Annotated in this window: 13 protein-coding genes; 6 read left to right on the plus strand and 7 right to left on the minus strand. The window is 64.4% G+C overall.

The genetic code is table 11. The features are described 5' to 3' along the window. Positions 1-58 precede the first annotated feature (58 nt). The 4 genes from glcE to proC all read left to right on the plus strand — a co-directional run bounded on the left by glcE (position 59) and on the right by proC (position 3,981). A complete protein-coding gene (gene glcE, locus BLQ92_RS21910; RefSeq protein WP_090686633.1) occupies positions 59-1,147 on the plus strand; it encodes a glycolate oxidase subunit GlcE in 1,089 nt (362 codons plus the stop codon). Between the two features lie 7 nt (positions 1,148-1,154). Beyond that, positions 1,155-2,381: a glycolate oxidase subunit GlcF gene (gene glcF / locus BLQ92_RS21915; protein WP_090686634.1), complete on the plus strand. Its 1,227-nt coding sequence runs from the start codon at positions 1,155-1,157 to the stop codon at positions 2,379-2,381. A 69-nt stretch (positions 2,382-2,450) separates the two neighbouring features. After that, positions 2,451-3,149 carry a YggS family pyridoxal phosphate-dependent enzyme gene (locus BLQ92_RS21920; protein ID WP_090686635.1) on the plus strand — a complete coding sequence of 233 codons (699 nt, stop codon included), beginning with the start codon at positions 2,451-2,453 and terminating at the stop codon, positions 3,147-3,149. Positions 3,150-3,165: 16 nt separating this feature from the next. Further along, the gene (proC, locus tag BLQ92_RS21925) at positions 3,166-3,981 is read left to right on the plus strand and encodes a pyrroline-5-carboxylate reductase (RefSeq protein ID WP_090686636.1); all 816 of its coding nucleotides are present in this window, start codon (positions 3,166-3,168) and stop codon (positions 3,979-3,981) included. 126 nt (positions 3,982-4,107) lie between these two features. On the opposite strand, the gene ubiA is transcribed toward proC, so the two are convergent. The 7 genes from ubiA to recG all read right to left on the minus strand — a co-directional run bounded on the left by ubiA (position 4,108) and on the right by recG (position 11,396). Continuing rightward, positions 4,108-4,971, minus strand: coding sequence for a 4-hydroxybenzoate octaprenyltransferase (ubiA, locus tag BLQ92_RS21930; RefSeq protein WP_090686637.1), 864 nt, complete (start codon positions 4,969-4,971; stop codon positions 4,108-4,110). Positions 4,972-5,173: 202 nt separating this feature from the next. Next, a complete protein-coding gene (locus tag BLQ92_RS21935) occupies positions 5,174-5,662 on the minus strand; it encodes a Dps family protein (protein ID WP_090686638.1) in 489 nt (162 codons plus the stop codon). 165 nt (positions 5,663-5,827) lie between these two features. Continuing rightward, a complete protein-coding gene (locus BLQ92_RS40110; protein WP_175772416.1) occupies positions 5,828-5,986 on the minus strand; it encodes a hypothetical protein in 159 nt (52 codons plus the stop codon). Between the two features lie 158 nt (positions 5,987-6,144). After that, positions 6,145-7,596 carry a catalase gene (locus BLQ92_RS21940; RefSeq protein ID WP_090686639.1) on the minus strand — a complete coding sequence of 484 codons (1,452 nt, stop codon included), beginning with the start codon at positions 7,594-7,596 and terminating at the stop codon, positions 6,145-6,147. Between the two features lie 38 nt (positions 7,597-7,634). Further along, the gene (locus BLQ92_RS40115; protein WP_175772417.1) at positions 7,635-7,772 is read right to left on the minus strand and encodes a hypothetical protein; all 138 of its coding nucleotides are present in this window, start codon (positions 7,770-7,772) and stop codon (positions 7,635-7,637) included. 212 nt (positions 7,773-7,984) lie between these two features. Beyond that, a complete protein-coding gene (locus BLQ92_RS21945) occupies positions 7,985-8,944 on the minus strand; it encodes a LysR substrate-binding domain-containing protein (protein ID WP_090686640.1) in 960 nt (319 codons plus the stop codon). Between the two features lie 157 nt (positions 8,945-9,101). Next, positions 9,102-11,396 (minus strand): ATP-dependent DNA helicase RecG, encoded by a 2,295-nt coding sequence (gene recG / locus BLQ92_RS21950; protein WP_090686790.1) that lies wholly within the window; start codon positions 11,394-11,396, stop codon positions 9,102-9,104. Between the two features lie 155 nt (positions 11,397-11,551). On the opposite strand from recG, the gene queA reads away from it, so the two are divergent. Both queA and tgt read left to right on the plus strand, forming a co-directional pair. Beyond that, positions 11,552-12,601 (plus strand): tRNA preQ1(34) S-adenosylmethionine ribosyltransferase-isomerase QueA, encoded by a 1,050-nt coding sequence (gene queA, locus BLQ92_RS21955; protein ID WP_090686641.1) that lies wholly within the window; start codon positions 11,552-11,554, stop codon positions 12,599-12,601. 240 nt (positions 12,602-12,841) lie between these two features. Beyond that, a complete protein-coding gene (gene tgt / locus BLQ92_RS21960; protein ID WP_244106240.1) occupies positions 12,842-14,077 on the plus strand; it encodes a tRNA guanosine(34) transglycosylase Tgt in 1,236 nt (411 codons plus the stop codon). The last annotated feature ends 92 nt before the right edge of the window (positions 14,078-14,169 follow it).

Genomic DNA, 14,169 nt, shown 5'->3' on the forward strand with positions numbered 1-14,169 from the left:
GGTTGTCAGTCCGTCCCCGCCCGGTACAATCGAGCGAAACACAACGACGCAGGACACCATGGAAGAGGACGACATCGTCGCCGCATGGTCCGAACGCATCCGTTCGGCCACCGCCGAAGGCCGCCCGCTCCGCATTCGCGGCGGTGGCACCAAGGACTGGTACGGGCAGACGCTGGAGGGAGACATCCTCGACACGCGCGCGCATCGCGGCATCATCGCCTATGACCCTGCCGAACTGGTCATCACCGCGCGCGCCGGCACGCCGCTGCTGGAAATCGAGGCGGCGCTCGCCGAACACAGCCAGATGCTCGCCTTCGAACCACCCCATTTCGGTCCCAGCGCCACCTTCGGCGGTTGCATCGCGGCCGGCATCGCTGGGCCGCGCCGCCCGTCGGCCGGCGCCCCACGCGACTTCGTGCTCGGCGCGGTGATCATGAACGGCCACGGCCAGGTGCTGCACTTCGGCGGCCAGGTCGTAAAGAACGTGGCCGGCTACGACGTGTCGCGGCTCCTGGCCGGCTCGCTCGGCACGCTCGGACTGATCCTCGAGTTGTCGGTCAAAGTCCTGCCGCTGCCGAAGGCCGAAACCACCCTCAAGTTCGACATGAACGGCACCGACGCGGTCCGCAAGCTCAACGAATGGGGCGGCCGCCCGCTGCCGATCACGGCCAGCGCCTGGCGCCACGGCACGCTCGCGGTGCGCCTCGCGGGTGCCGAAGCGGCGGTCAAAGCGGCGCGCTCCGCGTTGGGCGGCGAAGTGGTCGATGCAGTCGAAGCCGAACGTTTCTGGGCCGGCCTGCGCGAACAAACCGATCCGTTCTTCGCCGCCATTGCGCCGAAGACGGCCTTGTGGCGCCTTGCGTTGCCGTCGATCACCGAACCGCTGCAACTGCCGGGCGCCCAGTTGATGGAATGGGGCGGCGGCCAGCGCTGGTGGATCACCGATACCGACGCGCAGACTGTGCGCATCAGCGCCAAGCAGGCTGGCGGCCACGCCACGATCTTCCGCACCGGACTTGGCTACGACCGCAGCGCCGGGGTATTCACGCCGCTGCCTGCCCCGCTGATGAAAATCCATCGCGGCCTGAAGGCCGCTTTCGACCCAGCCCGGATCTTCAACCGCGGCCGGCTGTACCCCGACTTCTGAGCGCGCGATGCAAACCAACCTCGCCGAGTTCATTCGCGACACCGCCGACGGCGCCGAGGCCGACGCGATTCTGCGCAAGTGCGTGCATTGCGGCTTCTGCACAGCGACCTGCCCCACCTACCAGTTGCTGGGCGACGAGCTAGACGGACCGCGCGGGCGTATCTATCTGATCAAACAGATGGTGGAAGGCGCGGAGGTAACGCGCAGCACTCAGACCCATCTGGACCGCTGCCTGACCTGTCGCAACTGCGAGACCACCTGCCCCTCCGGCGTGCAGTACGGGCGGCTGGTGGAAATCGGCCGCAAGATCACCGAAGAGAAGGTTGCCCGGCCGTTTGGTCAAAGGCTGCTGCGGCGCGTGCTGGCGAGCTTCGTGCCGAACAGCGCGCTATTCACGCCGACGATGCGCCTCGGCCAGCACATGCGCGCATTCTTGCCGAAGAAGCTGCGCGACAAGGTGCCGGCGCGCCAGCGGCCGCTCGAATGGCCGGAGGCGAAGCACGCGCGCAAGATGCTGATGCTCGCCGGGTGCGTGCAGCCGTCGATGATGCCGAACGTCAATATCGCCACGGCGCGCGTGCTCGATGCGCTCGGTGTCGAGACGGTCGTCGCGCCCGAAGCCGGCTGTTGTGGAGCGATCCGGCTGCATCTCGGCTACAACGACGAAGCGCTCGACGACATCCGCGCCAATATCGACGCGTGGTGGCCGCACGTCGAGCAAGGCGTGGAGGCGATCGTGATGAACGCCTCCGGCTGCGGCGCCACCGTCAAGGAGTACGGGCACCTGCTGCGTAACGATCCGGCCTATGCCGACAAGGCAGAGCGCATTACCGCGATGACCCGCGATATCTCCGAGATCGTGATCGAGTTCGAGGAAACGCTGGCCAGCGTGACGCGCCGACGCGCCGTGCACACCGTGGCGTTCCACCCGCCCTGCACGCTGCAGCACGGCCAGCAGTTGCGCGGCAAGGTCGAGCACATCCTCGCGGCGCTCGGTATCGAAGTGCGTCTGCCGGCCGACAGCCATCTGTGCTGCGGCTCGGCCGGCACCTATTCGCTGACGCAGCCGACGCTGTCGTACGCACTGCGCGATCAGAAGCTCGAAAAATTGCAGGCGCAGGAGCCACAGGTGATCGTATCGGCCAACGTCGGCTGCATCGCCCACCTGCAAAGCGGCACCTCGACGCCGGTAGCGCACTGGATCGAACTGGTCGAGCATATGTTGTACGCGTGAGGGGCAAGCCGGACAGCCGTCCGTATAATCCGGTACATCGCCCCCTGCGCAGATTTCTTCAGACGTCTCATGCCCGATCTCGTCCATAACCTCGCCGCGGTTCAGCAGCGTATCGCCCTTGCCGCGCAACTCGCTTCCCGCGAGCCGCGCTCGGTCACGCTGCTGGCGGTCTCGAAGACATTTCCCGCCGAGGATGTGCGCGCCGCCCATGCGGCCGGCCAGCACGCATTCGGCGAGAACTACGTGCAGGAAGCCGTGACGAAGATCGAAGCACTCGCGGACCTGCGCGCGTCGCTCGAATGGCATTTCATCGGCCCGCTGCAATCGAACAAGACGCGCCCGGTGGCGGAAAACTTCGACTGGGTGCATTCGGTCGATCGTCTGAAAATTGCGCAGCGGCTTGCGGAACAGCGCCCGGCGCATTTGCCGCCGCTCAACGTGTGCCTGCAGGTCAACGTCAGCGGCGAAGCAAGCAAAGCGGGCGTGACGCCGGCCGAAGCCGCCGAGGTCGCGCATGCCATCGCCGCGCTACCGCAACTGCGCCTGCGCGGTCTGATGTCGATTCCCGAACCGGCCGAGACCATCGAAGCGCAACGCGCGCCGCATCGCCAGTTGCGCGAGCTCTTTGAGCAACTGCGCGCCGGCGGGCTCGAGCTGGACACGCTCTCGATGGGCATGTCAGCCGATCTCGAAGCGGCGGTACTCGAAGGCGCGACGATCGTGCGCGTCGGTACGGCGATTTTCGGCGCCCGCGACTACTCACACTGAACTCTCCCTGAACATCATGAAAATCGCTTTCATCGGCGGCGGCAATATGGCCGCTGCAATCATCGGCGGTCTGATCAAGCACGGCGTCGCGCCGGCAGACCTGTACGCGATCGACCCGAACGAAGACGCACGCCAGCGCAACCAGCAGCAATTCGGTATCCGCACCGGTGCCGCGGCGGATGCCGCGCTCGCGCCGTTCGACGCGATCGTGCTGGCCGTGAAGCCGCAGGTTCTCAAAGCCGTGGCTGAGGGCCTGGCGCCCCATCTAGGCGCGAGGCAAGTGGTCATCAGCATCGTCGCCGGGATTCGCACCGAGGATCTGGCGCGCTGGCTCAACGGCCATCAGCGCATCGTCCGGGTGATGCCGAATACGCCGGCGCTGATCGGCATGGGCGTAGCGGGTCTGACGGCAACGGGCAGCGTCGACACAGCCGACCGCGAACTTGCGACGCAAGTGCTAGGCGCCGTCGGCGAAACCGTCTGGTTCGACGATGAAGCGAAGATCGACGCGGTCACCGCCATCTCGGGTAGCGGACCGGCCTATGTGTTCTACTTTATCGAAGCACTGCAGGAAGCCGCACGCCAGCTCGGCATGGATGAAGCGCAAGGCCGCGCGCTCGCTGTCGCGACCTTCACCGGCGCGGCGCAACTGGCAGCGCAATCGGACGAGCCGCCGGGTGTGTTGCGCGAACGGGTAACGTCGAAGGGCGGCACGACGGCGGCCGCGCTCGCTTCGTTCGACGCGAGCGGCATCAAGGACGCGATCGTGCGCGGGGTGCTCGCGGCGGACGCACGTGCGAAGGAAATGGGCGACGAGTTCGGCCAGCAGTAAGACGGCCTATAGGCGCCCGAAGGAAGGACACCGAGGCTAGCCGCCGCGCTACCTCGGCACCGCGCGGCGCGGCGCGGCTTGGCTTGGCTTGGCCGCATTGAAACCAGCGCGGCGCGCCAACCAGCCTCAGAACGAAGCGGCGGCGTAGTGCGCCGCAATCCCCACAAATAGCGCGCCGCCCAGCCAGTTGTTATGGCGGAACGCCGCGAAACACGCCATGCGTTCGCGGCCGCGAATCAGCGTGTAGTGGTAAATCGCGCAGCCCGCAGCGGCTGCCCAGCCGAGCCAGTACGGCCAGCCAAAACCCAGCGTCAGGCCGATGCGGATATAGATGCCGAGCGTCAGCGCGTAGCACAGCATGATCGCGAGCACGTCGTAGCGGCCAAAGGTCAGCGCCGAAGTACGGATACCGATCTTGACGTCGTCGTCGCGGTCGACCATCGCATATTCAGTGTCGTACGCCACCGACCAGAACACGTTGGCAAGCAGCATCAGCCACGCAAGCATCGGCACATGGTCCTGCACGGCGGCGAACGCCATCGGAATGCCGAAGCCGAAGGCGATGCCCAGATACGCCTGCGGAATCGCAAAGAAACGCTTGGTGAACGGATACGAACCGGCGACGAACAACGCCGCCACCGAAAGCTCCTTGGTCAGCGTATTGAGCGGCAGAATCAGGAGAAACGACACCAGCGCAAGCACCGCGGCCAGCACTACAGCCTCCCACGCCTTGATCTTGCCCGACGTAATCGGCCGGTTTTCGGTGCGCTTCACGTAGCGGTCGAAATCGCGGTCGGCATAGTCGTTGATCGCGCAGCCCGCCGAGCGCATCAGCACCGTGCCGAGCGTGAAGATCACCAGCAACGACAGCGAGGGACGCCCGTCCGAGGCGATCCACAGCGCGTTGAGCGTCGGCCACAGCAGCAGCAGGCTGCCGATCGGCTTGTCCATGCGGACGAGGCGCAGATACAGAGGGAGTCGGGCGAACATGGGCGGGCGTCGTCAAGTGCGGGCGGTGACGACATTTTAAGGTATGTGCGCGGGGGGGAACCGCGCAAGCGCGCAAGGCAGCCCCAGAAAAGCAAAACCTCCCCTAAGGGAGGTTCAGTGTTCCATCAAGCCGCCGGCAGCTGCGCGTCGTACAACACCTGCACAACCCTCCGGCGCAAAACGAAAATCAAGCGCCGCGACTTCAAGCCAGCATCGAACGCAGCATCCACGCGGTCTTTTCATGCGTCTGCATGCGTTGCGTCAACAGGTCGGCAGTCGGTTCGTCGTTGGCGGCTTCCGTTGCCGGGAAAATGCCGCGCGCGGTGCGCACCACGGCTTCCTGACCTTCCACCAGCTGGCGAATCATTTCTTCTGCCGCCGGCACGCCGTCCGCTTCCGGAATCGACGACAACTTCGCGAACTCCTTGTAGCTGCCCGGCGCATGCACGCCCAGCGCACGGATACGTTCGGCGATCGAATCGACAGCCAGCGCGAGTTCGTTGTACTGCGTCTCGAACATCAGGTGCAGCGTGTTGAACATCGGACCCGTGACGTTCCAGTGGAAGTTGTGGGTCTTCAGGTACAGCGTGTAAGTGTCCGCCAGCAGATGCGACAGGCCGTCTGCGATCTTCTTGCGATCCTTGTCGTTGATACCGATATTGACGTGTTGTACGGTTTCTTTCTTGGCCATCATGACTCCCTTTGAAGAGTGTGCGAACCGGCAGGCAGAGCATGACTCGCTCACGCGCAAACCCTCAACCTGCGAACGTCCGTTAGTTTATCGTACAAGTATGCAAACTTTGTGCGACCGCTGGTCACGACCCGCTTAGGCGCAGCACCGCTTCGGCAGTCGGTATTAACGGCCCGGCAGTTGCTGCAGCACGTGCGAGGTGATCAACGAATAGCCGGCCACCACGATCGCGAGACCAATCAGCTTGCGCGAAAAATTGCCGCCAAAAACAATCTGTGCCTCGCGGGCAAGCCGTGCGCTACCGCTACTCAACATCTGGACCATGATCGTTCTCCTTCAGTTCGTTTTCGAACAGGCGCGACGCCCATGCGTCTGCCCTGACTATCGGATCAGGCTCACGCGGCCTGCCTCAGCCGCTTGAGCCCGTTGCTGCGACCACCGGCCTCATCAGCCGGCCCGGTGGTACTTCGAAGTACTTCGCGTTACTTCGCCTTCTCATTGAGCGTCGCCAACGCGGCGACCACGCCTTCTGCATACGCCGGATCGATGCGGCGGAAATGCTCGAGCTGACGCTCGAGGATCTCCTGCGGCACGCCGTTGATATGGCGTGCGATGTTGCCGAAGAAGCGCTCGCGTTGCGCCGCATCGAACAGGCGGAACAGCGCAGCCGGCTGGCTGTAGTAGTCCTCGTCCTCACGATGCTCGTAACGGTCTACGGCACCCGCAGCAAGCGGCGGCTCGGACGCGTTGCGGTCCTGCGCAAAGCCGCCGAAGCGGTTCGGTTCGTAGTTCGCCGTGCCGCCGAGGTTGCCGTCCGTGCGCATCGCGCCGTCACGATGGAACCCATGGTGGAACGGGCATCGCGGTGCATTCACCGGAATCTGATGGTGGTTGATCCCGAGGCGATAGCGCTGCGTGTCGCCATACGAGAACAGACGCCCCTGCAACAGACGGTCCGGCGAGAAGCCAATGCCCGGCACCACGTTAGCCGGCGTGAACGCCGCCTGCTCCACGTCCGCGAAGTAGTTCTGCGCGTTGCGGTTCAACTCGATCGTGCCGACGTCGATCAACGGGTAGTCCTTGTACGGCCACACCTTGGTGATATCGAACGGGTTGTAGCGATAGTTCGCCGCATCCGCTTCCGGCATCACCTGAATGCAGAAGCGCCATTTCGGGAAGTTGCCTTGATCGATGTTGTCGATCAGGTCGCGCTGCGCGCTTTCCCGGTCCTGCGCCACCACTTGCGCTGCTTCGGCGTCGGTGTAGTTCTCGATGCCCTGCATCGACTTGAAGTGGAACTTCACCCAGAAGCGCTCGTTGTTCGCGTTGATGAACGAGAAGGTGTGCGAGCCGAAGCCGTGCATCTGGCGGTAGTTCTGCGGAATGCCGCGATCGCTCATCAGGATCGTCACCTGATGCAGCGATTCCGGATGACGCGACCAGAAGTCCCAGGCGGCCACGTTGCTGCGCAGGTTCGTGTACGGATCGCGCTTTTGCGTGTGGATAAAGTCCGGGAACTTGAGCGGATCGCGGATGAAGAACACCGGCGTGTTGTTGCCGACGATGTCCCAGTTGCCCTCTTCCGTGTAGAACTTGATCGAGAAGCCGCGCACGTCGCGTTCGGCATCGGCGGCGCCCCGCTCGCCTGCCACCGTCGAGAAACGCATGAACAGCGGGGTTTCCTTGCCGACTTCGGCAAACACCTTGGCCTTCGTGTAACGCGAGATGTCGTGCGTGACTTTCAGCGTGCCGAATGCGCCCGAACCCTTGGCATGCACACGCCGCTCCGGGATCACTTCACGGTCGAAATGCGCGAGCTTTTCGAGCAGCCACACGTCTTGCAGCACCACCGGCCCGCGTGCGCCTGCGGTCATCGAATTCTGGTTGTCGGCGACGGGCGCGCCGGCTGCCGAGGTGAGTTTGCTTTCAGACATCGTGTACTCCTGATGGGGGTTTCCTGGCAGGGCGGAAATCAGGCGCTCAGCGCGCGATCGACCAGCAACGAAAGCGCAACGGTGCGCACGCTGCTCATCGAGGCGGCGAATCGGAACGCCGGGCCGGCGGATTGGGTAGAAACCTGCTGGAATTGCTGCGCTTGAGGCTGCGTCATGATTTCCTCCGTGTTCTGTTGGATCGGGCGATCCATGGAGGAAACTATAACAATACTATCGATTTTCTGTGTTTGATAAATTTTATCTATTCGATAGGGACCGACGCTATTGGCCCTTCATGCGAACAAGGCCGGCGCACAGGGATGCGGCCGGCCTTGTCTTGTACTGCGCGATGGTGCTTTGGCAGGTGCTTCGCGTTGCCGTGAAAAGCTCAGTTCACCGCGACCGGTAGATCGAGTTTGTTCACACCCGCGAGGTCGCAGGCGTTGATGGCGTCGCAGATCGCGTCAATGGCGGGCATGCGCGTGAAACTCTTGCGCCACGCCAGCACGACCCGGCGATCCGGCACCGGTTCGTCGAAGGCCACGTAGCTGAGCAGCCCCGAATCGACGCCGCCCGCCTGCGGCTTGACTTCCTGCACCGACATGCGCGGCAGCACCGTAATGCCGACGCCGCTTGCCACCATATGGCGGATCGTCTCGAGCGACGAGCCTTCGAACGTCTTCTGGATGCCGTCCGCGTTCTGCGAAAAGCGCATCAGTTCGGGACACACGCCGAGCACATGATCGCGGAAGCAGTGGCCGCTGCCGAGCAGCAGCATGGTTTCCTGCTTGAGATCGTCCGGGTCGATCTTCGAGCGGTGTTCCCAGGCATGGCCAGACGGCAGCGCGACGACGAACGGCTCGTCGTAGAGCGGGCGCAGCATCAGCCCGGTTTCCGGGAACGGCAGCGCCATGATCGCCACGTCGATCTCGCCCTGCTTGAGCAGTTCGATCAGCTTGAGCGTGTAATTTTCCTGCAGCATCAGCGGCATCTGCGGGACGCGCTTGATCATCTGCTTGACCAGGGTGGGCAGCAGGTACGGTCCGATCGTATAGATCACGCCAAGGCGCAGCGGCCCGACCAGCGGGTCCTTGCCCTGCTTGGCGATTTCCTTGATGGCGAGCGTCTGCTCGAGCACGCGTTGCGCCTGGGTGACGATCTGCTCGCCGATCGGCGTCACGCTCACTTCGCTCGTGCCGCGCTCGAAAATCTGTACGTTCAGTTCGTCTTCGAGCTTCTTGATCGCCACGGACAGCGTCGGCTGGCTGACAAAACACGCCTCCGCCGCACGGCCAAAATGCCGCTCGCGGGCAACCGCGACGATATATTTCAATTCAGTGAGCGTCATTGGGGACCAATCAGTGCGATGAATTCGATAGGTTTCAGTTATACACCTATGGGGCCAATTCGCCAACCTCCCCCCGTACAGGGAATCCCCGAAAACGCGACAGGTCGTAACGCGGCCGTGCTCGGGGCCGCTGCGACGCCTGCACTGACGGGTCGCGTCAGGCTTTCAGGTACTGCTCCCGTGCGCCGAGCCAGCGCGCCAGATGCTGGGTGACCACCTCCGGGTACTTTTCCAGCAGGTGCGCAGCCGCCTCGCGCGCCGGCTCGATCATCCAGCCGTCCTGTTCCAGATCGGCAAAGCGCAGCATCGCCGCGCCTGACTGGCGGGCACCGAGAAACTCCCCTGGGCCGCGGATTTCCAGGTCGCGGCGGGCAATTTCGAAGCCGTCGGTGGTTTCACGCATGGTTTGCAAACGGGCGCGGGCCGTCATCGACAGCGGTCCGGTGTAGAGCAGCACGCACACGGACGCCGCGCTGCCCCGCCCGACCCGGCCGCGCAACTGGTGCAACTGCGCGAGGCCGAAGCGCTCGGCATGCTCGATCACCATTAGCGATGCGTTCGGCACGTCCACACCGACTTCGATCACGGTCGTCGCCACCAGCAATTGCACCTCGTTGCGGGTGAACGCGTCCATCACCGCGGCTTTCTCCGCCGGGGCGAGCCGCCCGTGTACGAGACCGACGTTGAGCTCGGGCAACGCGGCGACCAGCGTTTCGTAGGTTTCGACGGCGGTCTGCAGTTGCAGCGTCTCGCTTTCCTCGATCAGCGGGCAGACCCAGTAGACCTGGCGCCCGGTCAGCGCCGCCTCGCGGACGCGGCCGATCACCTCTTCGCGGCGCGCGTCGGAGACGAGCTTGGTGAGAATCGGCGTGCGGCCGGGCGGCAGTTCGTCGATGGTCGAGACGTCGAGGTCGGCGTAATAGGTCATCGCCAGCGTGCGCGGGATCGGCGTGGCGGACATCATCAACTGGTGCGGCTGAAAATCCTGCGCGCCGTCGGCCGCGTTGCGCGCCTTGGCGCGCAGCGCGAGGCGCTGCGCGACGCCGAAACGGTGCTGTTCGTCGACGATCACGAGGCCAAGCCGCGCGAACTCCACCGCATCCTGGATGATCGCGTGGGTGCCGATCACCAGCTGCGCAGTGCCGAGCGCCGCGGCTTCAATTGCGGCGCGCTTTTCTTTGGTTTTCAGGCTGCCGGCCAGCCACGCGACGCTCACGCCGAGCGGCTCCAGCCAGCCGCGCAGCTTGCGCGCGTGCTGTTCGGCGAGGATTTCGGTCGGCGCCATCAGAGCCGCCTGATAGCCGGCGTCGATGGCCTGCGCGGCGGCGAGCGCGGCGACGATAGTCTTGCCGCTGCCCACGTCGCCCTGCAGCAGGCGCTGCATTGGATGCGGCTGAGTCAGGTCTAGCGCGATTTCCCCGCCCACACGCTCTTGAGCGCCGGTCAGCGAAAACGGCAGCGCTTTCAGCAGACGCGCCACCAGCGAGGCCGGATCGTCCGCAGTACGACGCGGCATGCTCGGCGCGGCACGGGTGCGCCGTTCGTCATGAGCACTCTTTAAGGACATCTGCTGCGCGAGCAATTCCTCGAACTTGATGCGCACCCACGCCGGGTGCGTGCCGTCCATCAGCGCGGTCTCGTCGGAATCGACGCCCGGATGATGCAGCATGCGCACCGCCTGCATCAGCGGCGGTACGCCGAGCGGTTCCAGATACGTCCGCGCGACCGCTTCCGGCAGCAACTCGGGCAGCCACGTACGCGAGAGCGCGTTGTCGATCGCCTTGCGCAGATAGGCCTGGCTTACGCCCGCCGTGCTCGGATAGACCGGCGTCAGCACCTGCGGCAAGGGCGTGTCTTCATCCACCACGCGCACGGCCGGATGCACCATTTCCATGCCGAAAAAGCCACCGCGGACGTCGCCACGCACCCGCAGCCGCGCGCCGATCGCCATCTGCTTGACCTGCGAGCCGTAGAAATTCAGAAAGCGCAGCACAAGCTCGTCGCCGGCGTCGTCGCGCAGTTTGACCAGCAACTGGCGGCGCGGACGGTAGGCGATTTCGTTGTCGAACACCACACCCTCGGTCTGCGCCATGCCGCCTGGCAGCAGATGCCCGATCGGCGTCAACGAGGTCTCGTCCTCGTAGCGCATTGGCAGATGCAGGACCAGGTTGATGTCGCTCGTGAGGCCGAGTTTGGCGAGCTTGTCGACGGTTTTGGGGAGCGCCGGCGCGGCCTTGTCGGCCTTCTTGCCGGGCGCTGCGTCCGCCTTGGTAGTTTCACTCGCTTTGGTAGCTTTGGCGGCCTTCGCAGGCTTGGCGGATTGAATCCCCCTGGCGGCTTTGTCCGGCCCGGCCTTGAGCAGTTCGCCCCCCTTGCCGCGAGCGGCGGGGCGCTTCGGCTCGGCGCTCACTTCGTCGGTAGCGGAGGGCAAACGGCGGTCGGACAAAGGCATGGGTTGCTTCGCAAGTACAATATCGGCTTTCAAAGGTTTCGCGACGCCGCAGCGGCGTCCCGCAATCATAGCCGCACGCCGTGAGGCTTCGGTGCAAATCCGCCCGGTTTAGGGCCAATTCAGTTTCGTTTCACGTCCAGCATCCAGTCGTCCGCATGTTCACGCTTTCCGATTTCGATTTCGATCTGCCGCCCGAGTTGATCGCGCAAACCGCGTTGCCAGAGCGCAGCGCGAGCCGTCTGCTGGAAGTAGACAGCCTCGCCACGCCCGCGCGTTTCACCGACCGCCGCTTTGCGGAACTGCCCGAGTGCATCGCACCCGGCGATCTGCTGGTGTTCAACGATACCAAAGTCCTGAAGGCGCGCTTTCTCGGCCAAAAGGCCAGTGGCGGCAAGATCGAAGTGCTGGTCGAGCGGCTGACCGGTGAACGCACAGCGCTGGCGCAGATCCGCGCCAGCAAGAGCCCCGCGCCCGGCACGACGCTGCGTCTGGCGGATGCCTTCGACGTGACGGTCGGCGAGCGCGTCGAGCCGTTCTATACGCTGCACTTCCCCGACGACTGCCTCACGCTGATCGAGCAATTCGGCCGCCTGCCGCTGCCGCCCTACATCGAGCACGACCCCGACGCGACTGACGAGACCCGCTATCAGACGGTGTTTGCGCAGAATCCGGGCGCGGTGGCTGCGCCGACTGCGGGCCTGCATTTCGACGACGCGCTGCTGGCGCGTCTCACCGAACGCGGGGTCGAGCGTGCGACGCTCACGCTGCATGTCGGCGCCGGCACGTTCCAGCCGGTGCGGGTGGAGAACCTCGCCGAGCACAAGATGCACAGCGAGTGGTATCAGTTGCCGCAAACCTTGGTGGACCGGATCGCCGAGACGAAGGCACGCGGCAACCGCGTGATTGCGGTGGGCACGACCTCGATGCGCGCGCTCGAAGCCGCCGCCCGCGACGCCGAGGCCGCCGGCCGGCCGCTTGCCGCGATCGCCGCCGAAACCGATATTTTCATCACGCCGGGCTACAAATTCCGTGTGGTCGACCGGCTGGTGACGAATTTCCATTTACCGAAATCGACGCTGCTGATGCTGGTGTCGGCGTTCGCCGGCATCGAGACGATCCGCGCGGCTTACCGGCATGCGATCGAGGAGCGCTACCGCTTCTTCAGCTACGGCGACGCGATGCTGCTGACGCGCAACGACGGTTGAACCCCGGTGTGTCGCATAACGGATATACCGTGCGATACCGTTGCGCGCCGCCCGCGCCCGGAGTAGCCTGCCGCACCTTGCTGGATCGATCCAGCGTCTTGCAGCCTTGGCGCATCTGATGCGTCGGCCGTTTTACGCGACAGGTTGAGTCTTCGTAATTTTCTTTACCGAGCCGCCGTGGCACGCCCGGCGGCGTTCATCATTTGCGCCGGACTGTTCTCCGGTGGCACAGGAGTCCCCATGACCGAAGGTCATAGCCACGATACGAGCGCCTCGAGCGCAAACTGCCCAACTTGCGCCAATCACGGCGACAACAGCGCCGAACGCCCCGCCAACGGGCTCAAATTCGAGCTGCTCGCCACCGACGGCCAGGCCCGCCGCGGCCGCCTGACACTGAATCACGGCGTGGTCGAAACACCGATCTTCATGCCGGTCGGCACCTACGGCACCGTGAAGGCGGTCCAGCCGCGCGAACTCGAAGAGATGCACGCGCAGATCATCCTCGGCAACACCTTCCACCTGTGGCTGCGTCCCGGACTCGAGACGATCGGCGCGCACGGCGGCCTGCACCGCTTCATGGGCTGGAGCAAGCCCATCCTGACTGACTCCGGCGGCTTCCAGGTGTTTTCGCTGGGCGATCTGCGCAAGATCACCGAAGATGGCGTCACATTCGCTTCGCCGATCAACGGCGACAAGCTGTTCCTGTCGCCCGAAGTGTCGATGCAGATCCAGAAGGTGCTGGACTCGGACATCGTCATGCAGTTCGACGAATGCACGCCCTACGCCACCAACAATGTGCCCACCTCGCACAAGGACGCGGCGGACTCGATGCGCATGTCGATGCGCTGGGCCCAGCGTTCTATCAACGAATTCAACGGTCTGAGCAATCCGAACGCGCTGTTCGGGATCGTCCAGGGCGGCATGTTCGAAGACCTGCGCGACGAATCGCTAGCGGGCCTGGCGGAGATGGACTTCCACGGCCTGGCGATCGGCGGCCTGTCGGTCGGCGAGCCCAAGGAAGACATGATGCGTGTGCTCAACCACATCGGTCCGAAGCTGCCGGCCCACAAGCCGCACTACCTGATGGGCGTGGGCACGCCGGAAGACCTGGTGGCGGGGGTAGCGGCAGGTGTCGACATGTTCGACTGCGTGATGCCGACCCGCAACGCCCGCAACGGCTGGCTTTTCACCCGCTTCGGCGACGTCAAGATCCGCAACGCGACCCACAAGAACTCGCTGCGTCCGCTCGACGAAAGCTGTGGCTGCTACACCTGCCGAAATTTCACCCGCGGCTACCTGCATCATCTGCATCGGGTCGGCGAAATTCTTGGCGCGCAGCTCAACACGATCCACAATCTCCATTACTACCTCGAACTGATGAGCGAAATCCGCGCATCCATCGAGACACAGTCGTTCGAGGCCTTCCGCAAGCGCTTCCACGAGAACCGGGCACGCGGTGTCGAGCAGGCCGCCTAGAGGCCTCCCACGACAAAGCCATCTAAAAAAGAGCATTCGAATGCCGCATAGAAGGCCCACAATAGCGCCCGCTGACGGATTCCCCCGAAGAA

It is taken from the genome of Paraburkholderia phenazinium (assembly GCF_900100735.1).
GTDB lineage: Bacteria > Pseudomonadota > Gammaproteobacteria > Burkholderiales > Burkholderiaceae > Paraburkholderia > Paraburkholderia phenazinia.

What these genes read in the sequence shown, in the direction of transcription:
- proC (WP_090686636.1), top strand. Translation starts at nt 3,166, where the DNA reads ATGAAAATCGCTTTCATCGGCGGCGGCAATATGGCCGCTGCAATCATC.
- ubiA (WP_090686637.1), bottom strand. Translation starts at nt 4,971, where the DNA reads ATGTTCGCCCGACTCCCTCTGTATCTGCGCCTCGTCCGCATGGACAAG.
- tgt (WP_244106240.1), top strand. Translation starts at nt 12,842, where the DNA reads ATGACCGAAGGTCATAGCCACGATACGAGCGCCTCGAGCGCAAACTGC.
- BLQ92_RS21935 (WP_090686638.1), bottom strand. Translation starts at nt 5,662, where the DNA reads ATGGCCAAGAAAGAAACCGTACAACACGTCAATATCGGTATCAACGAC.
- BLQ92_RS21945 (WP_090686640.1), bottom strand. Translation starts at nt 8,944, where the DNA reads ATGACGCTCACTGAATTGAAATATATCGTCGCGGTTGCCCGCGAGCGG.
- glcE (WP_090686633.1), top strand. Translation starts at nt 59, where the DNA reads ATGGAAGAGGACGACATCGTCGCCGCATGGTCCGAACGCATCCGTTCG.
- recG (WP_090686790.1), bottom strand. Translation starts at nt 11,396, where the DNA reads ATGCCTTTGTCCGACCGCCGTTTGCCCTCCGCTACCGACGAAGTGAGC.
- queA (WP_090686641.1), top strand. Translation starts at nt 11,552, where the DNA reads ATGTTCACGCTTTCCGATTTCGATTTCGATCTGCCGCCCGAGTTGATC.
- BLQ92_RS21920 (WP_090686635.1), top strand. Translation starts at nt 2,451, where the DNA reads ATGCCCGATCTCGTCCATAACCTCGCCGCGGTTCAGCAGCGTATCGCC.
- BLQ92_RS21940 (WP_090686639.1), bottom strand. Translation starts at nt 7,596, where the DNA reads ATGTCTGAAAGCAAACTCACCTCGGCAGCCGGCGCGCCCGTCGCCGAC.
- glcF (WP_090686634.1), top strand. Translation starts at nt 1,155, where the DNA reads ATGCAAACCAACCTCGCCGAGTTCATTCGCGACACCGCCGACGGCGCC.
- BLQ92_RS40110 (WP_175772416.1), bottom strand. Translation starts at nt 5,986, where the DNA reads ATGGTCCAGATGTTGAGTAGCGGTAGCGCACGGCTTGCCCGCGAGGCA.
- BLQ92_RS40115 (WP_175772417.1), bottom strand. Translation starts at nt 7,772, where the DNA reads ATGACGCAGCCTCAAGCGCAGCAATTCCAGCAGGTTTCTACCCAATCC.